This is a genomic window from Alistipes timonensis JC136, assembly GCF_900107675.1.
Lineage (GTDB): Bacteria > Bacteroidota > Bacteroidia > Bacteroidales > Rikenellaceae > Alistipes > Alistipes timonensis.
Genome location: NZ_FNRI01000002.1, coordinates 297,621 through 318,618, shown reverse-complemented (window position 1 = coordinate 318,618; position 20,998 = coordinate 297,621). Strand labels below are relative to the sequence as shown.

The following is a 20,998-nucleotide window of genomic DNA, read 5'->3' as shown; positions in this document are numbered from 1 at the left end:
ATGCAGGATTTGCAGGCCTTGTTTTCGAATTCCGGCACTTAACTTTGCAATACCGAAAAACCGAAACGACGATGAACCTCCTGCAACGCATCCTGCCGCTTATCCTGCTGCTTGCCGCCGCATCCCCCTGTCATGCCGGACGCTACCGGCCCGGGCAGGTGCGCACCGAACGGACGATCGACCGCGACTGGACTTTTCGCTATTTCCCTTCCGGAAAGGAGGACGCCGCACCGGCATCACCGGACTACGACGACGCGACATGGCAGGCCATAGCGCTGCCCCATACCTGGATGACCTACGAAACGACGGGCGACATCCATCCCTATATCAAATTCGCCTCCGAACGCGAAGACTCTTACTGGTGGAACGGCTGGGGCTGGTACCGCAAACGGATCGTGATCGGCGAGGAACTGCGCGGCAAACGAATCTTCGTCGAGTTGGACGGCGTGCAGAAATACGCCCGGGTCTATCTGAACGGAACGCTGCTCGGCGATCACAAGGGCGGTTACAACGGGTTCTATTTCGACCTGACACCCCATATCCGTTTCGGCGGGGAGAACCTGCTGGCCGTGCAGGTGTCGAACCGCCGCGACGACAGGTTCGGCACCATTCCGCCTGCCACGGCCGGAAATTTCAACGTCTACGGCGGCATTTACCGTGATGTGCGGATCGTCGTCAAAAATCCCGTCTACATCCCGTTTCAGGGCAGTTACAAGCACGAGGGCGGCACGTTTGTCACCACACCGCTCGTAAACGAGCGCGAAGCGCGTTTTTGCCTGCGTACCTATGTGAAAAACGATACGCCGCAACCGGCGGAGGTGAACCTGCGCAGCGTCGTGACCGATGCCGACAGCAAGGTGATCGCCGTACTGGAACAACGCCGAGACATCGCCGCCGGGGAACTGGCCGGATTCTGCCAATGGAGCGACACGCTCCGCGCACCGCGGCTCTGGAGCCCCGAATCCCCCTACCTCTACCATATTTACAGCGAAATACGCGACGCCGCAGGCCGGCTGCTGGATACCTACCATACGCCGCTGGGCTTCCGCTGGTTTGCGTGGAACTACGACGACAATACGCTCTCGGTCAACGGAAAGAAAATCCATATCCACGGCACCAACCGTCACCAGGAGTTCCCGTGGCTGGGCGACGCCATGCCGCAGTGGCTCACCGAACGCGACATGCTGGACATCCGCTACGGCATGAACACCAATTTCATGCGTACGGCCCACTATCCGCACATGCCGGCGGTCTACGACTTCAACGACCGCCACGGCATCATCACCGTCGAGGAAGTTCCCAACAACAAGGCCATTGATTTCGACCGCGAGGTGCAGGAACACAACATGCGCGAAATGGTACGCCGCGACCGGAACCACCCCTCGATTTTCCTTTGGAGCGTCGGCAACGAAACCTCGAACGCCGCGGATTCCCGCTGGACCCGCGAGGAGGACTCCACGCGCCTGATCCATGAACGCAAGGCTGAGAATTACGGCGATTTCGTGACGCACCACGCTTCAAACCTCGATATGGAAAACCTGCTGCGCGTGACCATCCGCGGCTGGACCGATACGGACGTGAAAAACCTCGAACCGAAAAACAATGCCGCCGTCGCCAAGAGCGGCCAGTTGGCCGGCACCGAGGAGTGGCAGCACACGATGGCACGCGTCGCCGACGGCAGCATCCGCGGCCGCATCGACGGCCAGGTGGTAGGGTGGCTATACGCCGACCACGGCTGCGACCGCATCTACAAGGATGCCCCGCTGAAAAACATCAATTATAAGGGATGGGTGGACCTCTACCGGATTCCCAAATATATGTATTATCTCTGGCAGGCCAATTACCTCCCGGAGCCGATGGTCTTCGTCCATCCCCACTATTGGCAGCGCAAATACCTCGGACAGCGCCGCACGATCCGCGTGGACAGCAATTGCGAACGCGTGGAGCTGTTTGCCGGCAACCGCAGCCTCGGTGTAAGGCATCCGTCCAAAGAAAATTTCTTCACGGTGGAGTTTCCCGACGTGGAGATCGTTTCCGAAACGCTCCGGGCGGTGGCCATACGCGGCAAGGAGCGCCGGGAATGCCGGGTCGTGATGGCCGGCGAACCGGCAGCCATCGTGCTGACAGCCCTCCGGGGCGGAATTCCCGCCGACCGCAGCGGACTGGACATCGTCACGGCCGGGGTGGTCGATGCCGACGGCAACCCCGTGCAGGGTTTCTCCGGACCGCTCGCATGGAACGTCGAAGGAGAGGGTACGCTGGTCGGCTGCCCGCTCTACACGAGCGACATCGACAAGACGCTTTCGGACGAAGGAACCGGATATGTGACAGCCCCCGTGCCGAACGTCGTGCGCTCCACGGCTCGCCCGGGACGGATCACCGTGACGGTCTCGTCGCCCGGACTTGCATCCGGCAAAATCACGATCCGCACGCACGCCGTGAAGGAGAAGACTGCGGACGGCATCTTCGAACCGCGCCTCTCGGACGAAGGACGCGCGAAGATACGGCGTGACACGGCTTTCCGCGAGGTCGTGGAGTATGTCGAAGAGATGCGGCCGATCTTTGCACCCGAGCAGATCGAAGCAGCGTCGAAGGAAGAGTATGCCCGGCAGATGAAAGAGTTCGTCCTCGCACGGAATCCGCAGATCGACAAAAAGAGCGTCGAATTCAAATGTCTCGTGAAAAAACTGACCGTTTACATCGAAAACACCCGCGGCGAACTGACCGAAGACGACTATAACTTCATCGCCCGGACTTACAACGACCTGCGGATGCTTTCGCGCTCGATCGAAAACCGCCATTTCCACCCGGCCTACACCGAAGAGCTCAAAAGCTACTACGCCGACCGGATGCTGGTCCGCGGCCGCATGACCGACATCGGCAAGACGATCCGCCTGATCGACGCGATTCCCGACGGTCTCGACATCGTCTACGTGCGCAATCCCGAACGGTCGACACAGCCCGCGCCCCTGCAATACGGCAATACGACCTACCGGTATTCGGCCGTCGCCGCCTCGGTGGAACGTGCCGTGGAACTGCTGCACCCCGAATTCACGGATTTCGCCCCCGCCGAACGGCGCCGTGTAATGGATTACCTCGCCCGCATCAACCCTTCGGTCGTTCGCAACGGCGACGGTTACACGTTCCGTTTCGACCGCCCGCTGGCCATACCCCGCAATCTGAATGAACTATGAGAACCGACTTGCATAAACACCTTCTCTGCGCCGCGGGGCTGACTCCGCTGGCCGCGCTGTCGGGCGGCTGCGCCGACACGTCCGACACGCGTCCCAACATCCTTTTCGTCATCGCCGACGACCAGTCGTGGCCCTACGCCTCGGCTTACGGATGCAAAACGGTCTCGACTCCCGGTTTCGACTATGTCGCCGGCCACGGGGCGCTGTTCAACAACGCCTATGTCACCTCGCCCGGCAGCAGCCCCTCGCGGGCCAGCATTCTGACGGGACTCTATCCCTGGCAGATCGAGGAGGCCGGAACGCACGCCAGTTCGTTTCCGGCACGTTACACGTGTTATCCCGACGTTTTCCGCGAGGCCGGGTACCACGTCGGCTACACGGGCAAAGGCTGGGGGCCCGGCGACTGGGCGGCTTCCGGACGGGAACACAATCCGGCCGGTCCCGAATATAACGAGTGCCGTCTCGACCCGCCTTACAGCGGCATTTCGAAGATCGACTACGCGGCCAATTTCCGCAAGTTCCTTGCCGAACGCCCCGAAGGAGCGCCGTTCTGCTTCTGGCTCGGGACCCACGAACCCCACCGTCCTTACGAAAACGCCTCGTGGGTGAAAGCCGGACACGCGCTCGACGAAGCCGAGGTCCCGGGATTTCTGCCCGATGCCGATCCGGTCCGCGGCGACATCCTCGACTACGCCGTTGAGATCGAGTGGTTCGACCGACACCTCGGCTCCTGCCTCGAAGAGCTGGAACGCCGCGGCGAACTGGACCGTACCATCGTCATCGTCACGGCAGACAACGGCATGTCGTTCCCGCACGCCAAGGCCAACTGCTACGATGCCGGACTGCACGTGCCGCTGGCCGTCTGCTGGGGCGAACGCATCCGGCCGCGGCAGGTCGTCGAATCGCCGGTGAGCCTGGTGGATGTATTCCCGACGCTGCTCGAAGCCTCGGGCGTAACCTACGGCGCCGACAGCGTGCTGGTCGGCGAAAGCCTGCTGCCGCTGCTCGAAGGACGGGCCGCGGAATACGGTTCCGAAGCGGTTTACGCCGGACGCGAACGACACTCCTGCTCACGATATAATAACCAGGGTTATCCGATGCGCAGCATCCGGTCGGGCAACTACCTGCTGGTGCGCAATTTCCATCCCGAGCGCTGGCCGGCGGGCGATCCGCAGGCGCTCGACAAGAAAGGCCGCCCGGCGGCGATGCACGGCGCCTATTACGACATCGACGCAGCCCCGTCGAAGACTTATCTGATCGACAACCGCGAGAATCCGCAGGTGAAATCCTATTTCGATGCCGCCGTGGCCCGGCGCCCCGAATTCGAACTCTACAACCTGAAAAGCGATGCCCGCTGCCTGCACAACGTAGCCGACGATCCCCATTATTCGGACATCTTCGAACGCCTGCGTTCACGGCTGCAAATGCGGCTCGCCGAAACCGGTGATCCGCGCGTGGGCGTTGACCCCGAGATTTGGGAGAGCTATCCGCGCCTCGAAGGCAAGATGCGGACGTTTCCCGCCCCCAAAGAATAAACACGACCCAAAACCGAACCTACGATGAACAAAACCCGTTTTACCCGTCTGACGCTGTTTTTCGCCGCCTCCGTATGGTGGAACGCCGCCCCGGCCCAGAAAGCCGCCGAGCGTCCCCGGACCGAGCAGCCGCTCCCGAACATACTGCTTATTTCGGCCGACGACCTGGGCTGGTCCGACATCGGCTGTTACGGCAGCGAGGTGCAGACTCCTAACCTCGACGAACTGGCCCGTCAGGGCGTTCGTTTCACCCAGTTCCACAACACGTCGAAAAGCTATCCGTCGCGGTCGTGCCTGCTGACGGGACTTTACGCCCAGCAGAACGGCTATTTCAAAGATGCCCGCGGACCGCTGGAAAACAGCGTGACCCTGGGCGAATACCTCAAAACGGCAGGCTACACGACTCTGTGGTCCGGCAAACATCATGGCGCCGAGAATCCCCGCACACGCGGTTTCGACCACTTCTACGGACTGCGTGACGGAGCCTGCAATTATTTCAACCCCGGCTGCCAGCGCGACGGCGAAGGCGTGCCGGCGCAGAAAGTGAAGAACCGGTTCTGGTGCGTGGAAAAACAGACCTACGCTCCGTTCACACCCAAAGAAAAGGATTTCTACACGACCGATTACTTCACCAACTACGCCCTCGAATGGCTCGACGAATATGCCGGGAGCGAAAAACCTTTCTTCCTCTACCTGGCCTACAATGCCCCTCACGACCCGCTGATGGCGTGGCCCGAGGACATCGCCAAATACGAAGGCAAATACCGCGACGGCTACGAAGCCGTCCGCCGTGCGCGTTATGAAAAACAGCGCTCCATGGGGCTGATAGACGACCGCTACCGCCTTTCCGAGGCCACGTTCCGGAAATGGGAGTCGCTCAGCGACGAAGAACGGGCCGTCGAGGAGCGCAAGATGGCCGTCTATGCGGCGATGATCGACCGCATGGACCAAAACATCGGCCGTGTGATCTGCAAACTGAAAGAGCAGGGCAAGTTCGACGATACGCTCATCATCTTCGTTTCGGACAACGGCGCTTCGGCCGAGGTCGTGGAGCTGAAAGACAGCTACGGTGAGATCGGCTCGATGACCTGCTGGACGTCGCTCGGGCCCGATTGGGCCAATGTGGCCAATACGCCGCTGCGTTATTTCAAGAATTACAGCTATCAGGGCGGCATTTCGGCCCCGATGATCGCCGCGTGGCCCAACGGTCTGCGCAACCCGGGCCGCTTGTCCGATTTCACGGGCCATTTCATCGACATCATGGCCACGTTCGTCGATCTGGCCGGTGCACCTTATCCCGAGGAGTACAAGGGACGCAGGATCGTACCCTACGAAGGCGTTTCGCTGCTCCCGGTCATCCGCGACGAGAAACCCGTGCGCGAAAAGCCGCTCTTTTGGGAATGGCAGCACGGGCGGGCGGTCCGCGACGGCAAATGGAAACTCGTGAAACACGGTTCGGACGCCCCCTGGTCGTTATTCGACATGGAGGTTGATCCGTCGGAGACCCGGGATTTGGCCGCTTCGCATCCGGAAACCGTAACGCGTATGAACGCGATGTTCGAGGCGTGGAAAAAGCGGGTGTCGATCACCAAGGCGCATCCTCATCTTAAAAAGAATTTATGAAAACGACGGGTTTGTTAGGAATTACCGTACTGGCGGCAGCGACATCGCCCGGTTCGGCAGCCATCGCCCGGGAGCGGAAAGCTCCCGAGCGGCGGCCCAACATTCTCTGCCTGGTGTGCGAAGACATCAGTCCCTATCTGGGCTGTTACGGCGACAAACTGGCCGACACGCCCAATCTCGACCGCTTCGCACGGGAGGGAATCCGTTATACGCGCATGTTCACCACCATCGGCGTCAGCGCACCCAGCCGGGCATCGCTCATCACCGGGTTGTTCCCGACTTCGTTCGGGGCCAATTACATGCGGACGTCGAACACCAAACCCCTGACCGAAGGGCTCGTGCCGCCCTACGAAGCCGTACCGGACGACGGGGTGAAATGCTACACCGAGTTTCTGCGCGCCGCGGGCTACTACTGCACCAACAACGTAAAGACCGACTACCAGTTCAAACCGCCCGTGACGGCCTGGGACGAGAGCAGCAAGACGGCCCATTGGAAAAACCGCCCCGAAGGAATGCCCTTCTTCGCCATCTTCAACATGACGGTAACCCATGAATCGCAGGTATGGAAACGGGCGGACGAACCGCTCGTCCTGTCGCCCGATGAGGTCGTTCTGCCGCCCTACCATCCCGACAACGCAGTGACGCGCCGGGACTGGGCGGTCATGTACAGCAACGTTCACGAAATGGACCGCCAGATGCAGAGCTATATCGACGAGGTGCGCGACGCAGGACTGCTCGACAATACCATCGTCATCTGGTACTCGGACAACGGCGGCCCGCTGCCGCGTCAGAAACGCGAGCTCTACGAGAGCGGGGCGCTGGTGCCCTTCATGGTGCGTTTCCCCGACGGGACCTGTGCCGGGACCGTCGAAGACCGGCTGCTGATGTTCGCCGACATCCCGGCGACGATCCTCTCGCTGGCGGGAATTCGCCCGCCGTCGTACATGCACGGCATTCCGTTTCTGGGCCGGTACGAAGGCCGTGAACGCTCCTATGTTTACGGCGCCCGCGACCGCCTCGACGAGATCGTCGAACGCCAGACCTGCGTCCGGGACGCCCGTTACCGTTACGTACGCAACCACCTGCCCGGAAAATCCGGTTACATGCAGGTTCTTTCACGGCTCAATATGCCGATGATGCGCAACATGGTGGAGCTCTACGAGCGCGGCGAGCTCGACGAACAGTCGCGCCGCTGGTTCGAAAAGCCCCGCCGCACGGAGGAGTTCTACGACGTGGACAACGATCCGCACGAGATGCACAATCTGATCGACGATCCGCGGTACGCCCGCGACATCGCACGGATGCGCCGGGAACTGACCCGCTGGGACAACCGCTACAATCCCTACCTGGGACTGACCGAAGCGGAATTGCGCGAACGGCTCTGGCCGGGCGGCGTGCAGCCCGGAGTCGCAGCTCCGGAGGTTCGCAGCGACCGGAACGGCAGCGTGAAGATCGTCTGCGCGACGAAAGGCGCCTCGATCGCCTACCAGATTGACGGACGCGGTTACAGCGAAAAGCATTGGCTGCTCTATACCGCTCCTGTGCGTTTGCAACCAGGGCAAACCCTGACGGCCGTCGCCACGCGCATCGGCTGCAAAACAAGCGACGTGACAACTTACAAACACTGAACCGACCATGACATTGAAACGAATCCTGATACTGAGTCTCCTGCTGACGGCGGCATGGAACGCCGGCGCCCGGAACCGGGCCGGGGAGATCGAACGGCAGATCCGTCTCGTAACTTTCCCCGAACGTGATTTCCGCATCACGGATTTCGGAGCCGAAGCCGGCGGAGAGGCCGACTGCCGGCCCGCCGTCGCCGCGGCCATCGACCGTTGCAGCCGCGAGGGCGGCGGACGGGTCGTGATCCCTGCCGGACGCTGGTTCTCCAAAGGTCCCGTGGTGCTCAAAAGCCATGTCAACCTCCACCTCGAAGCGGGCGCCGTATTGTTTTTCAGCAGCGACGAAGCCGACTACCTGCCCGCCGTGCTCACGCGCTGGGAAGGAACCGAAGTCTATAACTACTCGCCGCTGATCTACGCCTGGCAGGCGACGAATATCGCCGTTACGGGACAGGGTGTGATCGATGGCCGCGGCTCGCACAATTTCGCGCACTGGAAGCCCCGGCAGAAAGCCGACCAGAAGGCTCTGCGCCGTATGGGCACGGACCTGGTCCCGGTCAGCGACCGTCTGTTCGGCGAGGGTCACTACCTGCGTCCCGCCATGCTGGAACCGGTCAACTGTACGGACGTGCTGATCGAGGGCGTGACCTTCGTGGATTCCCCTTTCTGGGTCATTCATCCGCTGGCGTGCGAAAACGTCACGGTGCGCGGCGTGACGGTGGACAGTTACAATCTCAACAACGACGGCTGCGACCCGGAGTCCTGCACGAACGTACTGATCGAAGACTGCACCTTCCGTACGGGCGACGACGGCATCGCCATCAAATCGGGACGAGATAACGACGCATGGCGTATCGGCCGTCCCACGGAAAACGTCCTGATCCGCAACTGCTCGTTCCGGTCGAAAGCCAACGGCGTTTGTATCGGCAGCGAGATTTCGGGCGGCGTGCGTAACGTGGTCGTCGAGAACGTGCGCATGTCCGACGTCGGCAACGGCATCTATTTCAAATCGAACCTCGACCGCGGAGGTTATATCGAAGATGTCTTCGTCTGCGGCGTGGAGGCCGACAGCGTGCGCAAGACCCTCGTGCTTTTCGAACCGGACTACAAATCGGAGAGCCGGGAGAATCATCCCACGGCGTTCCGCGGGTTCGTAATCGAGGATGTACGGGCCCAGTGGGCCGGGAAGGCAGGCATCGACATCCGGGGATTCGCCGATATGCCGGTACGCGACGTGACCATCAGCCGGTTGACCCTGGCGTCGACCCCCGAACCGGTGATCGTCCGGAATGCCGCCGGCATCATCCTGTCGGAGGTCACGATCAACGGCGAACGGCAGGATCGGCGTGATCCCGACGCCTGCATTTCGCTCAACGGAAAGTGGGAGGTCGCTATCGCCGACACGATGCCGCAGACCTATGCGGCGAAGGTTCCCGTGCCGGGTGTTATCACTATGGCGACGCCCTCCCTGGGCGAAGACCTCGATGCCGTCGACAACCGGGAAATCGGATACGACTACGTCTGGTACCGCCGCACGTTCACGCTCGACGGCGCCGCCTACCCCCGGGCGCTGCTCCGCCTGCGGGCCAAATACAACGCGCAGGTCTTCCTGAACGGCCGCGAGATCGGCTGCGATCCTCATACGACCTATTCGCACGGCACGTTCGACCTCTCGGAAGCCATCGACTACGACGGTGCCAACGAACTCGTCGTGCGCGTCGGAAGCTGGAATACGGCGACGACTCCCTCCAAGGAGAATTCGGCCGAGTGGTGGCGCAATTCGCGGGCGCCGGGCATCTGGGACGACGTGTCGCTCTGCCTGGGACAATCGGTTTCGATCGACCATCTGAAAATCCTGCCCGAAGTGCCCGAAGGGCGCGTCCGCTGCGTGGCGACACTCGTGAACACTTCCACGCGGGACGAACGGCTGGCGATAGAGGCCGCCGTCTGCGACGACATGCTGGCCGTAAGCCGCGCTGCGGCGGAGGTCTTCGTACCGGCGGGCGGCAGCGCCAAGTGTGAATTGATGCTTCCGGCCGATATGCTCCGGACATGGAGCGCCGGCAAGGAGGGAACGCCCCGGCTCTACCGGATGGAAGTAACAGCCACAAATACGGCAGGCGTGCTTTGCTCGCGCAAATCCGAACGTTTCGGTTACCGCAGCATTGAGACCCGCGGCCGTGACGTACTGGTCAACGGCGAAAAAGTCCTTTTCCGGGCCGAAAACATCGCTTTCGTCCGGGCGCTCAACCGCTGGGCGGACGTGATGTTCGACGAAGCGTGGATACGCCGCTTCCTGCGTGCCGCCGTGCAGGAGTACAACTTCAACTACCTGCGCTTCCATCTGGGCCATGCCTATGGCAAATGGTATGACATCGCCGACGAGGAGGGCATCATGATCCAGGACGAATGGCGTTTCATGCACGACGACGAACCGACCGGCAAAGACCTCGAAGATACCGAAACGGAGTTCCGCCGCTGGATCAGCGAGAATGTCAACCATCCCTCGATCGTAGCCTGGGACCAGGAGAACGAAGGCAACGTGCGTCTCGAGGCGCTGAAAGCCGAGCTGCGCCGTTATGATCCGACCCGACTGTGGGGCGAGGACGACTACGACGCCAAACATATTTACGAATATTCGGAGAACGTTGTGAAAGATTTCAGCGGCTATACGATCTCCGACACGAAACCTTCGACCGTATTGGAGTCATGCCGCCTGTGGACCAATGAATTCGGTCGGCTCGAACCGCGTGAGAACTTTAAGACCAGCCGCACGGCGAGCGGCTGGGGGCTCTACTACTACGACCGCGACGACATCGCCCGTCTGCTGTCCGACCTGCACGCCGACATCGGCACTTTCTACCGTTCGCGCCGTTTGCAGGCATGGGCCCCCTTCGCACTGCTGAGCGGTGCCGTCAACGGCCACAACTTCTACCGCGGCGACATCGCCGACTCGCTGTCCCCGCAACCCAACCTGCTGGTGCTCAAACGCCTCAACGAGCCCGTCGGGACCTCGGTCGAGATGAACCAGGCCCGCGAATGGTACAAGGACAAGACGCTCTACCGGCCGGGTGCCGAGTACCGGAAGACGATATGGGTGTGGAATGATCTGCCGCGGGCATGCGACGTTCGTTTACGTGTGCTGCTCGTCGCTCCTGACGGAACAAAACACATCTGCGCGGATGAAATCGTGCCGGTCGCCGCATCATCGGCCGTAAAACGCGAAGTCAGGCTGACCATGCCCCGCACGCAGGGCGTCTGTCTGGTCGAGCCGCGCCTGACGCTGCCCGGCGGACGAGAGGTCGCCGGCGTCCGGCGTCGCCTGATGGTAGCCCGGAATGCTTCGAAGGTTGCGGAACGGATGGCCTTTGGAGGACGCCGCACACCGGTCGCAGGCGGATGGTCGATTCTCGAACATTTCACCGGAAGCGACATCCCCGATCCGGTCCGGCAAGGCATCATCGCGGCCGCGGGCGACGGATTGATCGACAGGATCGACGTTTCGGGCACGCCCGAAGCTCCGACCTATATCGTGCAGTCCACCCGTTATGAGTCGCACGACCGGCTGCACCTCACCACCACCACGTTCGATGCCGAAGGCCGGGTGCGCGACATCCGCCGGGCCGAGGCCATGCCCTACGTGAACCTGCCGGCCCCGGTGCGCCGGACGATCGTGGAGGTCGTGGGCAGCGTTCCCGTGGACGAATCGCGGGTCATCCGCCGCGGCGAAGGCGACGAGACGACCTACGAAATCACGATGATCGGCTCCGACCTGCGTTACAAACTGCGGATCACCGACGACGGAGTCCTCCACGACAAGAAAGTAACCCGTAAAAAAGCGAAAAAATAACAAACCAACGTTTTACTAACCCGATTTTATCATGAAACACTTTTTCTCGACACTGATGCTCGTCACAGCCCTGCTGTGTATGGCATCTCCGGCTTCGGCCCAGCGCAGGGGCAACCTGCGCGGTAAGGTGACCGACCAAACGGGCAGCGTTCTGCCCGGAGCCAATGTATTGGTGGACGGAACGACACTCGGCGCCGCCACCGACATCGACGGCATCTACCTGTTGCAGGGCATCACCCCCGGCGATTCGGTGAAGATCACGGTCGTATACCTCGGATACGAGCCCGTCACGAGGCCGGTCCGCATCGTAGCCGGAGAGACGGCGACGCTCAATTTTCAGCTCATCGAAGCGGCCAACAGCATCGATGGCGTGGTCATTTCGGCCGTCGTCGACGGTCAGCAGCGCGCCCTGAACCAGCAGCGCAACTCGGACAACATGATGTCGGTGCTCTCGTCGGACCAGATGGGGCGCTTCCCCGACCTGAATGTCGCCGAGGCCCTGCAACGCCTGAGCGGCGTGACGATCTCGCGCGAACGCGGCGAAGGCAAGACCGTGCAGCTGCGCGGTACGCCGGCCAATTTCACGAACATCAACGTCAACGGCGAGCAGATCATCGGCACGAGCGAAGAGGGCGGCCGTGCCGAGTCGCTCGACCTGATCCCGTCGGACATCCTCGCGTCGATGGAGGTGCAGAAGACCCTGCTTCCTTCGAACGACGGCGACGCCATTGCCGGCGTAGTGAACATGCGCACGTCGACAGCACGCTCCCTCAAAGCAAGAGGTATGATAGACCTTTCGTCGGGTTACAACGTGCTGCGGGGCAAGGTGCCTTACAATATCAAGGGCAGCTATTCGCAGCGTTTCGGAGCCAACCACCGCAATCCCGACGGCCGTTTCGGCATTGCGGCCAGCGCCAGCTATTACCGGTCGTCGAACGGCTACGACCGTCTGGAGGCACAGACCTGGAAAGAGGTGAAAACCCTCAACGGCGACGATCACCCGAAAGAGGGCAAATACGGCGAAAACGAAGGTAAAACCTACCTGCCGCTGGATTTTCGTTACCGTTATCAGGAAGGCACCCGCCAGCGCGTCGGTGCATCGCTCACCTTCGACTACGCTCCTACGGTGAACACGAAATTCGTACTGAGCGGTATGTTCAACCACCGCGGCGATCTGGACACCCGTTACCGGAACCGCACCCGTCTGGACAAGTCGGACAACTACTACCTCTACGAGGACGGACGCCTGGGCGTGGACCGGCTGCAAAAGATCCTGCAGGTGACCGACCAGGACATCAAAACCGACAATTTCAACCTCAACCTCGACGGCGAGAGCGTGATCGGCAGTTGGAAGATCGACGGAGGCGTCTTCTTCTCGACCTCGCGGCGCGAAGCCAACAGCGCGCAGTACGGTTTCCAGACTCCGCAATGGCGCAACGGCAAAGCCCCCACCAACCTGGCGGGCGACAAGTTCCCCTCGAAAGAAGCGTTCGTCAAAAAAGAGCCGCTCGCCTGGGTGAAATCCTATCAAAGCCGCTATCTGGAACTGGACGAGACGCTGATGTACGAAGACAAGCCGCTCGACGATCTTTCCTACTATGAATTCTATACGCTCGACAACAACAACGTCCGCAACAAGGGCCGCAACATCACCGGCCGCCTGAATGCATCGAAGAACTATTTCATCGGCACCAACGCCTCGACGCTGTCGTTCGGCGTCAAGGGCAAGTTCATGCACAGCGAGCGCTACAAGGCGCCCGACTCGGACATCTTCGACGTAACGGCGATCTCGAAAAACGACGATCTCAGCCTGAAATACTTCCTCTATAAGGAGCAGCTTTCGGCCGATTTCCTCAACGGACATATCTCCTACGGCGCAGCTCCCGATCCGGACAAGGTACACGATTGGAAAGCAAAGAATCCCGATCGTTTCTCGACGAACGCATACCGAACGGGATCGGCGCGCGATTCCTTCTTCTACGACGCCGACGAGCATGTTTTCTCGGGTTACGTGATGAACAAGATTCAGTTCAAAAAGGTAATGGCCATCATCGGCGTGCGTGTCGAACATACCAAAGTGGATTACAAAGCCAATTCGGTGTATCGCTACGACCCCGCGATCTTAGGCCGTCCGGACAATCCCAACAACGACATTCACTGGAACGGCGGTCAGATTCCCCTGGACGAATGGGAGGCATTGGAGCAGACTTCCGTCCAATACAAAGCCTACGAGAGCACGCGTGCCGACTCGACGGTGAATTACACGGTCGTACTGCCCAATATCCAGTTCAAATGGGATGTGGCGAAGAATACGATTCTGCGTCTGGCCTACACGACCGGCTATTCCCGTCCCGATGTCATCAACCTGGTGCCTTCGGTCGACATGAACACCGATCTGGGCCGTGTGACGATGGGTAACCCCAATCTCAAAGCCGCCTATTCGCACAACCTCGACTTCCTCTTCGAACAATATCTCAAAAACGTGGGCCTGATCTCGGGCGGCGTCTTCTACAAACATATCAACCGTTTCCAGTACCAGCGCGAGGGATCGATCACCGACCCGAACAACCCCTACTATTCGACGCTGAATGCCGACGGTACGCCGTTCAACATGGTACAGCAGATGAACGGCGACGCTGCGAAACTCTTCGGCGCCGAGATCACGCTGAACTCGAACCTGACGTTCCTGCCGGGCTTCCTGCGCAACCTGGTCTTCACGAGCAACTACACCTACACCCATTCAAAGGCTAAAGTCAACGACGACCGCGGTGAACTGCGCTTCCCGGGACAGGCTGCACATACGGCCAACCTGGCATTGGCCTATTCGTCGAAACGCCTGACTGTACAGCTTTCGGCTAACTACAACGGCGAGTTCATTTACGCTCTGGGCTCGAATGCTGCCGAGGACCTGTGGGTGGATGCCCGCTGGCAGCTCGATGCAAACGCATCGTACCGGATCGGCAAGGGCATCACGATCTATGCCGAGGCCACCAACCTGCTCAACACGCCTGCGTTTACCTATATGGGCGACAAGAGCCGGGTATACGAGCTCGAATTTACCTCGCAGGTAGTTCGCGCAGGTATCTCCTACCGTTTTTAGAAGAAGGTTATAATTTAGTGCGAAGCCACGGCCTTACGACCGTGGCTTCGCTATTTTCAGCGGTTGGTTCCGCCATAAAATAGTTTGTTAAAACAACTCTTTTATTTTTCAAGAGGGTATGCGCCTCATGTCCTGCAACGGTATTTGCACACCTCGTTGCCCGCCAGGTAGCGTACCGGACGGGCATTCCGTTCCGCGGCCGGCAATGCCCGTTCCATATCGGCAATGTATGCCAAGGCGTCCTTCACCTCTTGGATGTCCATTCTGCCGTCCGCGGTTTTCGGATCGAATGCCCTTGTACGTGCCGGGATTTTGCGCTCAACACTTTAATCTTCCGACGGGCGAAGTTCATATTTGCGTGTCGATCCGCTCTTTCAGGGTGTAACAAACAGTAAGGACCGCCACTATATATATTTCCGGGAGGATTGCCATATTTGCGCCAAGTTATTTGAGGTTGGAAAGTCATTGCAACGGACTGAAAGCAGAACCGTTGCTTTTTCGTTACCTTATCCCGTCTAAAAAATGTAACAGCCTAATTTCTTAGACTGCTACAATCTTTCATGGGAAATTTTTGTGCTTTTTTTTATTTCCGGATGTAATGCGGCATTTCGCACGGTATCTCCATCGATATCTCCACCAGCCCGCGGATTTCGCCGTGTTCTTTCCACGCCGTCTGGTAGATCATCTTGCGCACGCCCTGCTTCTCGATCGTGTAGGCGTTCGTGCCGCCCGTGGCAAGCATCCGACGGATCATTTCGCGCGAACGTTCGCTGTGGCAGTCGAAGAGATTCCGGCCGATCAGGTCGCCGTGCTTGGCGAAGGTCGCCCGCGCCTTTTCGTTCATGTAGAGAATGACGCCTTCGGTGTCGCACACCGTGACGGCGCAGTCGACCTCATCGGCCCAGGGGAAAGTTTCCATGTTACTGCTGGATTTTCACTAATTGTTCGCGGTAGGCGTTCAGAATCCGCGATTTGGAGATGAATCCCAGGTAGCGTCCCTGTTTGTCCACGACGGGCAGCATCCAGGCGTGCTTGTCCTCGAATTTCTCCATGACGCTCAGAATCGCTTCGTGTTCGAGGATCTTGTCCGGGGGCGGGATCATGTAATCCGAAATCGGACGTCCGTACTTCTCGTGTTTGAACATGTCTTCGCGCAGGTCGTCGAGCTGCACCACGCCGATCAGGCGTCCGAAGTTGTCGATCACGGGGAAGATGTTGCGCCGCGCCGTGGAGATGATGTGCACGATGTCGCCCAGGGTCATGTTTTCCCGGATGCGCAGGAAGTCGGTCTCCATCAGCTCCTCGAGTTTCAGGAAGACAAACACCGACTGGTCCTTGTCGTGGGTCAGCAGTTCGCCGTTCAGGCGCAGCTGCTTGGTGTAGATCGAGTCGGGGTCGAGGTAGTAACCCACGGCGAACGAGATGCAGGCCGTAATCATCAGCGGGATGAAGAGTCCGTAGCCGTTCGAGAGTTCGGCGATGAGGAAGATCGACGTGAGCGGGGCCTTCATTACCCCCGACATGACGCCTGCCATGCCCACCAGCGTAAACGAGACGATCGACACCTCCCAGCCGAACAGCGTGTTGCAGACGAGCGCCAGCGAAGCCCCCGTGAACGCCCCGACGAACAGCGACGGGGCAAAGGTCCCTCCGACGCCGCCCGCGGCGTTGGTCGAGGCCATGGCGATGACTTTGAAGAACATCGTGGCGATGACGAAGAGGATGATGACCCAGTCGATGTCGCGGAACCGGTAGAAGAGCGAGTTGTTGAACAACTCCTGCGCGTTGCCGTGCATGAGCGAGGTGAAGCCCTCGTAACCCTCGCCGTACAACGGCGGGAAAATGAAGATCAGCACGCCGAGGATTACGCCGCCCCAAAGCCACTTTTTGTACTGCTTGTCGAGTCCTTTGAAGAAGTTCCCGACGCGCGAGTTCATCGAGGTGAAATACCACGACATCAGCCCGCTCAGTCCGCCCAGCAGGATGAAGAGCGGGATTTGCCACAATTCGAATGCGTCCTCGGGGGCCAGCGTAATGGCCAGGATCGGATCGAAGCCGCGCAGCATGAAGGCCATCGTCGTGGCGGTGATCGAGGCGATCAGCAGCGGGATGACCGACCCGGCGGTGATGTCGAGCATCAGGATCTCCAGCACGAAGACCACGCCCGTGATCGGGGCTTTGAAGATCGCCGCAAGGGCGGCTCCGGCGCCGCAGCACAGCAGCAGCGTCGTGTGCTTGTAGTTGAGGCGGGCCAGCCGTCCGATGTTCGACCCGATGGCGGCTCCCGTCAGCACGATCGGGGCCTCGGGACCCACCGAGCCGCCGAATCCGATGGTCGTGGCGCCGCCCACGACCGAGGTCCAGCAGTTGTGGCCGGCGATGCGCGAGTTGCGGCGCGACATGGCATGCAGTACGCGCGTCACGCCTTCGGAGATGTTGTCGCGGACGATGTATTTGACGAACAGCGTCGCCAGGATGATGCCCACAGCGGGGTAGATCAGGAAGAGGACATGCGCGCTGTCCACCGGGAACCAGCGTATCAGTCCGCTTTTGATGCCGTGCAGCAGGATTTCGAACAGATAGGTCCCGAGCCCTGCGAGCACACCGACCACCACGGCCAGAACCATCATGATCTGGCTGTTCGACAGCCTCCGGGTCAGCCGGAGGAATTCGAGATACAGGCGTTCGGTGCGAAAAGACATCGTTCTACTGGTTCTGAGCGAAATGTTCGGCCTGCCCGGCAATCAGTTCCTTGTCGTCGAAATAGTTGATTTTCATGGCGGCGCGGACCTCTTCCAGGGTTTCGGCGGCGGCGGCGCGGGCTTTCTCCGAGCCTTCGCGCAGGATTTCGTACACCTCGCCGATGCGGGCCTCGTAGTAGCGGCGGCGTTCGCGGATCGGATCGAGCATTTCGTTGAGGATGGCGATCAACAGCCGTTTCACCTTCACGTCGCCCAGTCCGCCGCGGCGGTAGTGCGCTTTCAACTCCTCCAAAGAGGAGTATTCAGGCAAATATCTGGAAAAGTGTTCGGGGCGGCTGAAGGCGTCGAGGTAGGTGAAGACCGTGTTGCCCTCGACCTTGCCCGGGTCCTCCACGCGCAGGTGGTCGGGGTCGGTGTACATGCCCATCACCTTCTTTTTCACCTCTTCGGCCGTGTCCGACAGGTAGATGCAGTTGTTGAGCGACTTGGACATCTTGGCCTTGCCGTCGGTGCCCGGCAGGCGCATGCAGGCGGCGTTGTCGGGCAGCAGGATTTCGGGCTCGACGAGCGTCTCGCCGTACACGGAGTTGAATTTGTGGACGATCTCGCGCGTCTGCTCGATCATCGGCTCCTGGTCCTCGCCCACGGGGACGGTCGTGGCTTTGAAAGCCGTGATGTCCGACGCCTGCGAGATGGGGTAGGTGAAGAACCCGACGGGGATGCCCTGCCGCTGCGTGGTGTCACCCTCGGCGGCGCCCTCGGCGAATCCGCGCAGGGCGATCTCGGCCTTCACGGTCGGATTGCGCTGCAAACGCTGCACGGTCACGAGGTTCATGTAGTAGAACGCCAGTTCGCACAGTTCGGGGACCTGCGACTGGATGAAGAGCGTCGACTGCGCGGGGTCGAGGCCCACCGAAAGGTAGTCCAGCGCGACCTCGATGATGTTCTGGCGCACTTTTTCCGGATTGTCGGCGTTGTCGGTGAGCGCCTGCGCGTCGGCGATCATGATGAATATCTTTTCGAACTCTCCCGAGTTCTGCAGTTCGACGCGGCGGCGCAGCGAACCTACGAAGTGACCCAGATGGAGGCGGCCCGTGGGACGGTCGCCGGTGAGGATGATTTTTGCCATATTTTTAGAGAAAGTACATTTTGCGGGCGAAGATACGAAAAAGAACTGACGACGCCAAAACCGAATTGCATCCGGTGCGGCAAAACTTTCCGACTTCCTAAAAGGGGCGTTACGATCCCGAAGATACGAAAAACTATGCGGCAATGCGAAAAAGTTGTCCGGTATAGATTTTTTTTATATATTCGCAGAGTGAAATAGATCCCTGCTATGACGATAATCCAACTCGAATATCTGTTGGCTGTGGCCAACTGCGGCAGTTTCTCGCTGGCCGCCGAACATTGTTTTGTGACGCAACCCTCGCTGAGCATGCAGGTTAAGTCGCTCGAGGAGGAGTTGGGCGTGGTGCTGCTCGACCGCTCGAAGAAGCCCGTCATTCCGACCGAGGCGGGCGAGGTGGTGCTGGAGCAGGCGCGCGAGACGATCAAGGCCTACAACTACATCCGTGAGGCCGTCGCGGAGCTGAAAGGCGAGACGGCGGGCAAACTGCGGCTGGGGGTCATCCCGACCATCGCGCCCTACCTGCTGCACAAGTTCATCCCGGCGTTCGTGCGCGATTATCCGAAGGTGGAGCTGGAGATTTCCGAGATGATTACGTCGGACATCGTCGAGGCGCTGAAGCGCGACCGCATCGACGCGGCGCTGGTGGCCAGCGGCACCTGCGGGGAGGGCATCCTCGAGCAGGAGCTTTTCAACGACCGTTTTTACGCTTATGTGTCGCCTGAAAACCCGCTCTACGAACGGCAGAACATCCGCATCGAGGACATCGACCTGAAAGACCTCGTGATCCTGAGTCCCGGCAACTGTATGCGCGACCAGATCATCGAGCTGTGCCAGGCGCGCCGCAACACGCCCTCGCGCTACTCGTTCGAATCGGGGTCGCTGGACACGCTGATGCGCATTGTGGACTGCACGCAGTGCCTCACGATCATTCCCGAAATGGCGCTCGAATATATCCCTGCGGACCGCCGCGACCGGCTGAAAACCCTCGCCAAAGGGGCAACGTCGCGTAAGATCGCCGTTGCCGTGCGCCGCACCTACGTTAAGAATTCGATTATCCGGGCCCTGACCGAAACCATTCTGGCCAATGTTCCGGGCGCGAAAGCATAGTCTTTCCGATCCCGCAAAATAAGCGCCCGGCAGAAAAACTGCCGGGCGCGCTGTTTCAGGCCGCGTTTATTCGGGAATCTCCGCTTTTTTCGCCGTGCCTTTCCAGTCGGCGGAGATGTATTGTCCGTCGGAAAGCATCACGGAGAGTTTGACGGCGAACCGGTCGCCGTTTTTGGTGACGGAGAGCGAGCCGTGCGAGATCTTTTCGGAGATCGGGTCTTCGTCGTAGTCGATCGTAATGCGTTCGCCGCCGTTTTTGGCCGTGATGAAAAGATAGGGCCACGGGAGCGTGTTCCGGTCGAGGGGTTCGGAGAGGTCGATGGTCTTGCCCCAGAGCGATTCCGACATGTCGATGCCGATGTAAAAATCGGGTTCCTCCTCCGGAGGCGTCGTGAATTCCGTCGGGAAAAGCCCGAGTTCGAACGCCGCTTCGTCTTCGGCGTCGGCAGGCTCTTCCGCATAGATCGCGGTTTTGACTTCGTAGATCAGTCCGTTGACGCAGATCGTCTGTACGGTCACCGTTTTTTCGTCCTTGCAGGACGCAGCGGCCAGGGCGAGCGCACCGGCCAGGCAGAGCATGAGGATTCTTTGCATAAATTGAACTTGGGTTAGTTGGAGTGTCCTCAAAAGTAGTGATAAAAACGAAATCGGCAACAAAAAGGGCGAAATAATGAATTGCTGTCGGGACAATATGCCGCACGGCGTGCGTTTTTTAACCGGTTGCTTTCAAATCTCATTCTCTTTTCGTACCTTTGCAAGGTTATAGACACCTATTGGATATTTATGAGTAAACTGATCGAAACGATCGTCAACGCGATTGAAGATAAAAAGGGTAAGGATATTGTATCGTTGGACCTCTCGGGATTCGACGGGGCGATCTGTTCGCATTTCATCGTCTGCAACGCAGACTCCACGACGCAGGTGTGCGCCATTGCCGCCGAGGTCGAGGAGCAGGTGTTCGAAAAGCTGGGCGAAAAGGTCTGGCGCATCGAAGGCCAGCAGAACGGCGTGTGGATCGCCATGGACTATGTGGACGTCGTGGTCCACATCTTCCAGACCGAACTGCGCGGTTTCTACAAGCTCGAGGAGCTGTGGGCCGACGCGCCGATGGTGAAGTACGAATACGAAGAGTAGAA

The 20,998-nt window shown here is 59.8% G+C and carries 13 protein-coding genes; 8 read left to right on the top strand and 5 right to left on the bottom strand.

The window, feature by feature from the left end:
• Positions 1 to 71 precede the first annotated feature (71 nt).
• The 6 genes from BLU78_RS03685 to BLU78_RS03660 are packed head-to-tail and all read left to right on the top strand — an operon-like array spanning position 72 to position 14,924.
• Entirely contained in the window at positions 72 to 3,194 is a 3,123-nt protein-coding gene (locus BLU78_RS03685; RefSeq protein WP_010263259.1) for a glycoside hydrolase family 2 protein, read from the top strand.
• On the top strand, positions 3,191 to 4,729 hold the full coding sequence (locus BLU78_RS03680; protein ID WP_010263262.1) for a sulfatase family protein: 1,539 nt from the start codon (positions 3,191 to 3,193) through the stop codon (positions 4,727 to 4,729). The genes BLU78_RS03685 and BLU78_RS03680 overlap by 4 nt, the downstream gene beginning before the upstream one ends.
• A gap of 24 nt (positions 4,730 to 4,753) precedes the next feature.
• A complete protein-coding gene (locus BLU78_RS03675; protein WP_010263264.1) occupies positions 4,754 to 6,352 on the top strand; it encodes an arylsulfatase in 1,599 nt (532 codons plus the stop codon).
• Positions 6,349 to 7,980, top strand: a complete 1,632-nt coding sequence (locus BLU78_RS03670; protein WP_010263266.1) for a sulfatase family protein — start codon at positions 6,349 to 6,351, stop codon at positions 7,978 to 7,980. Before BLU78_RS03675 ends, BLU78_RS03670 begins: the two co-directional genes overlap by 4 nt.
• Positions 7,981 to 7,987: 7 nt before the next feature.
• Positions 7,988 to 11,824: a glycosyl hydrolase family 28 protein gene (locus BLU78_RS03665; protein WP_010263269.1), complete on the top strand. Its 3,837-nt coding sequence runs from the start codon at positions 7,988 to 7,990 to the stop codon at positions 11,822 to 11,824.
• A 31-nt stretch (positions 11,825 to 11,855) separates the two neighbouring features.
• Positions 11,856 to 14,924 carry a TonB-dependent receptor gene (locus BLU78_RS03660; protein ID WP_010263271.1) on the top strand — a complete coding sequence of 1,023 codons (3,069 nt, stop codon included), beginning with the start codon at positions 11,856 to 11,858 and terminating at the stop codon, positions 14,922 to 14,924.
• A 125-nt stretch (positions 14,925 to 15,049) separates the two neighbouring features.
• Here BLU78_RS03660 and BLU78_RS14080 read toward each other — a convergent pair whose 3' ends face one another.
• The 4 genes from BLU78_RS14080 to trpS form a co-directional block, all read right to left on the bottom strand.
• Positions 15,050 to 15,187, bottom strand: a complete 138-nt coding sequence (locus tag BLU78_RS14080; RefSeq protein ID WP_020693011.1) for a hypothetical protein — start codon at positions 15,185 to 15,187, stop codon at positions 15,050 to 15,052.
• Between the two features lie 320 nt (positions 15,188 to 15,507).
• On the bottom strand, positions 15,508 to 15,843 hold the full coding sequence (locus tag BLU78_RS03655) for a PAS domain-containing protein (RefSeq protein ID WP_010263277.1): 336 nt from the start codon (positions 15,841 to 15,843) through the stop codon (positions 15,508 to 15,510).
• Position 15,844: 1 nt separating this feature from the next.
• On the bottom strand, positions 15,845 to 17,626 hold the full coding sequence (locus BLU78_RS03650; RefSeq protein ID WP_010263281.1) for a chloride channel protein: 1,782 nt from the start codon (positions 17,624 to 17,626) through the stop codon (positions 15,845 to 15,847).
• Positions 17,627 to 17,630: 4 nt separating this feature from the next.
• Complete coding sequence (trpS, locus tag BLU78_RS03645; protein ID WP_010263288.1) at positions 17,631 to 18,755, bottom strand: tryptophan--tRNA ligase; 1,125 nt, start codon at positions 18,753 to 18,755, stop codon at positions 17,631 to 17,633.
• 207 nt (positions 18,756 to 18,962) lie between these two features.
• Here trpS and BLU78_RS03640 point away from each other — a divergent pair, with 207 nt between their 5' ends.
• Positions 18,963 to 19,862 (top strand): hydrogen peroxide-inducible genes activator, encoded by a 900-nt coding sequence (locus BLU78_RS03640; RefSeq protein ID WP_010263293.1) that lies wholly within the window; start codon positions 18,963 to 18,965, stop codon positions 19,860 to 19,862.
• Positions 19,863 to 19,928: 66 nt separating this feature from the next.
• Here the strand turns inward: BLU78_RS03640 and BLU78_RS03635 are convergent, their stop codons facing one another.
• Entirely contained in the window at positions 19,929 to 20,456 is a 528-nt protein-coding gene (locus BLU78_RS03635; protein WP_231290861.1) for a hypothetical protein, read from the bottom strand.
• Between the two features lie 189 nt (positions 20,457 to 20,645).
• Here BLU78_RS03635 and rsfS point away from each other — a divergent pair, with 189 nt between their 5' ends.
• The gene (gene rsfS, locus BLU78_RS03630; RefSeq protein ID WP_010263297.1) at positions 20,646 to 20,996 is read left to right on the top strand and encodes a ribosome silencing factor; all 351 of its coding nucleotides are present in this window, start codon (positions 20,646 to 20,648) and stop codon (positions 20,994 to 20,996) included.
• Positions 20,997 to 20,998: the final 2 nt, after the last annotated feature.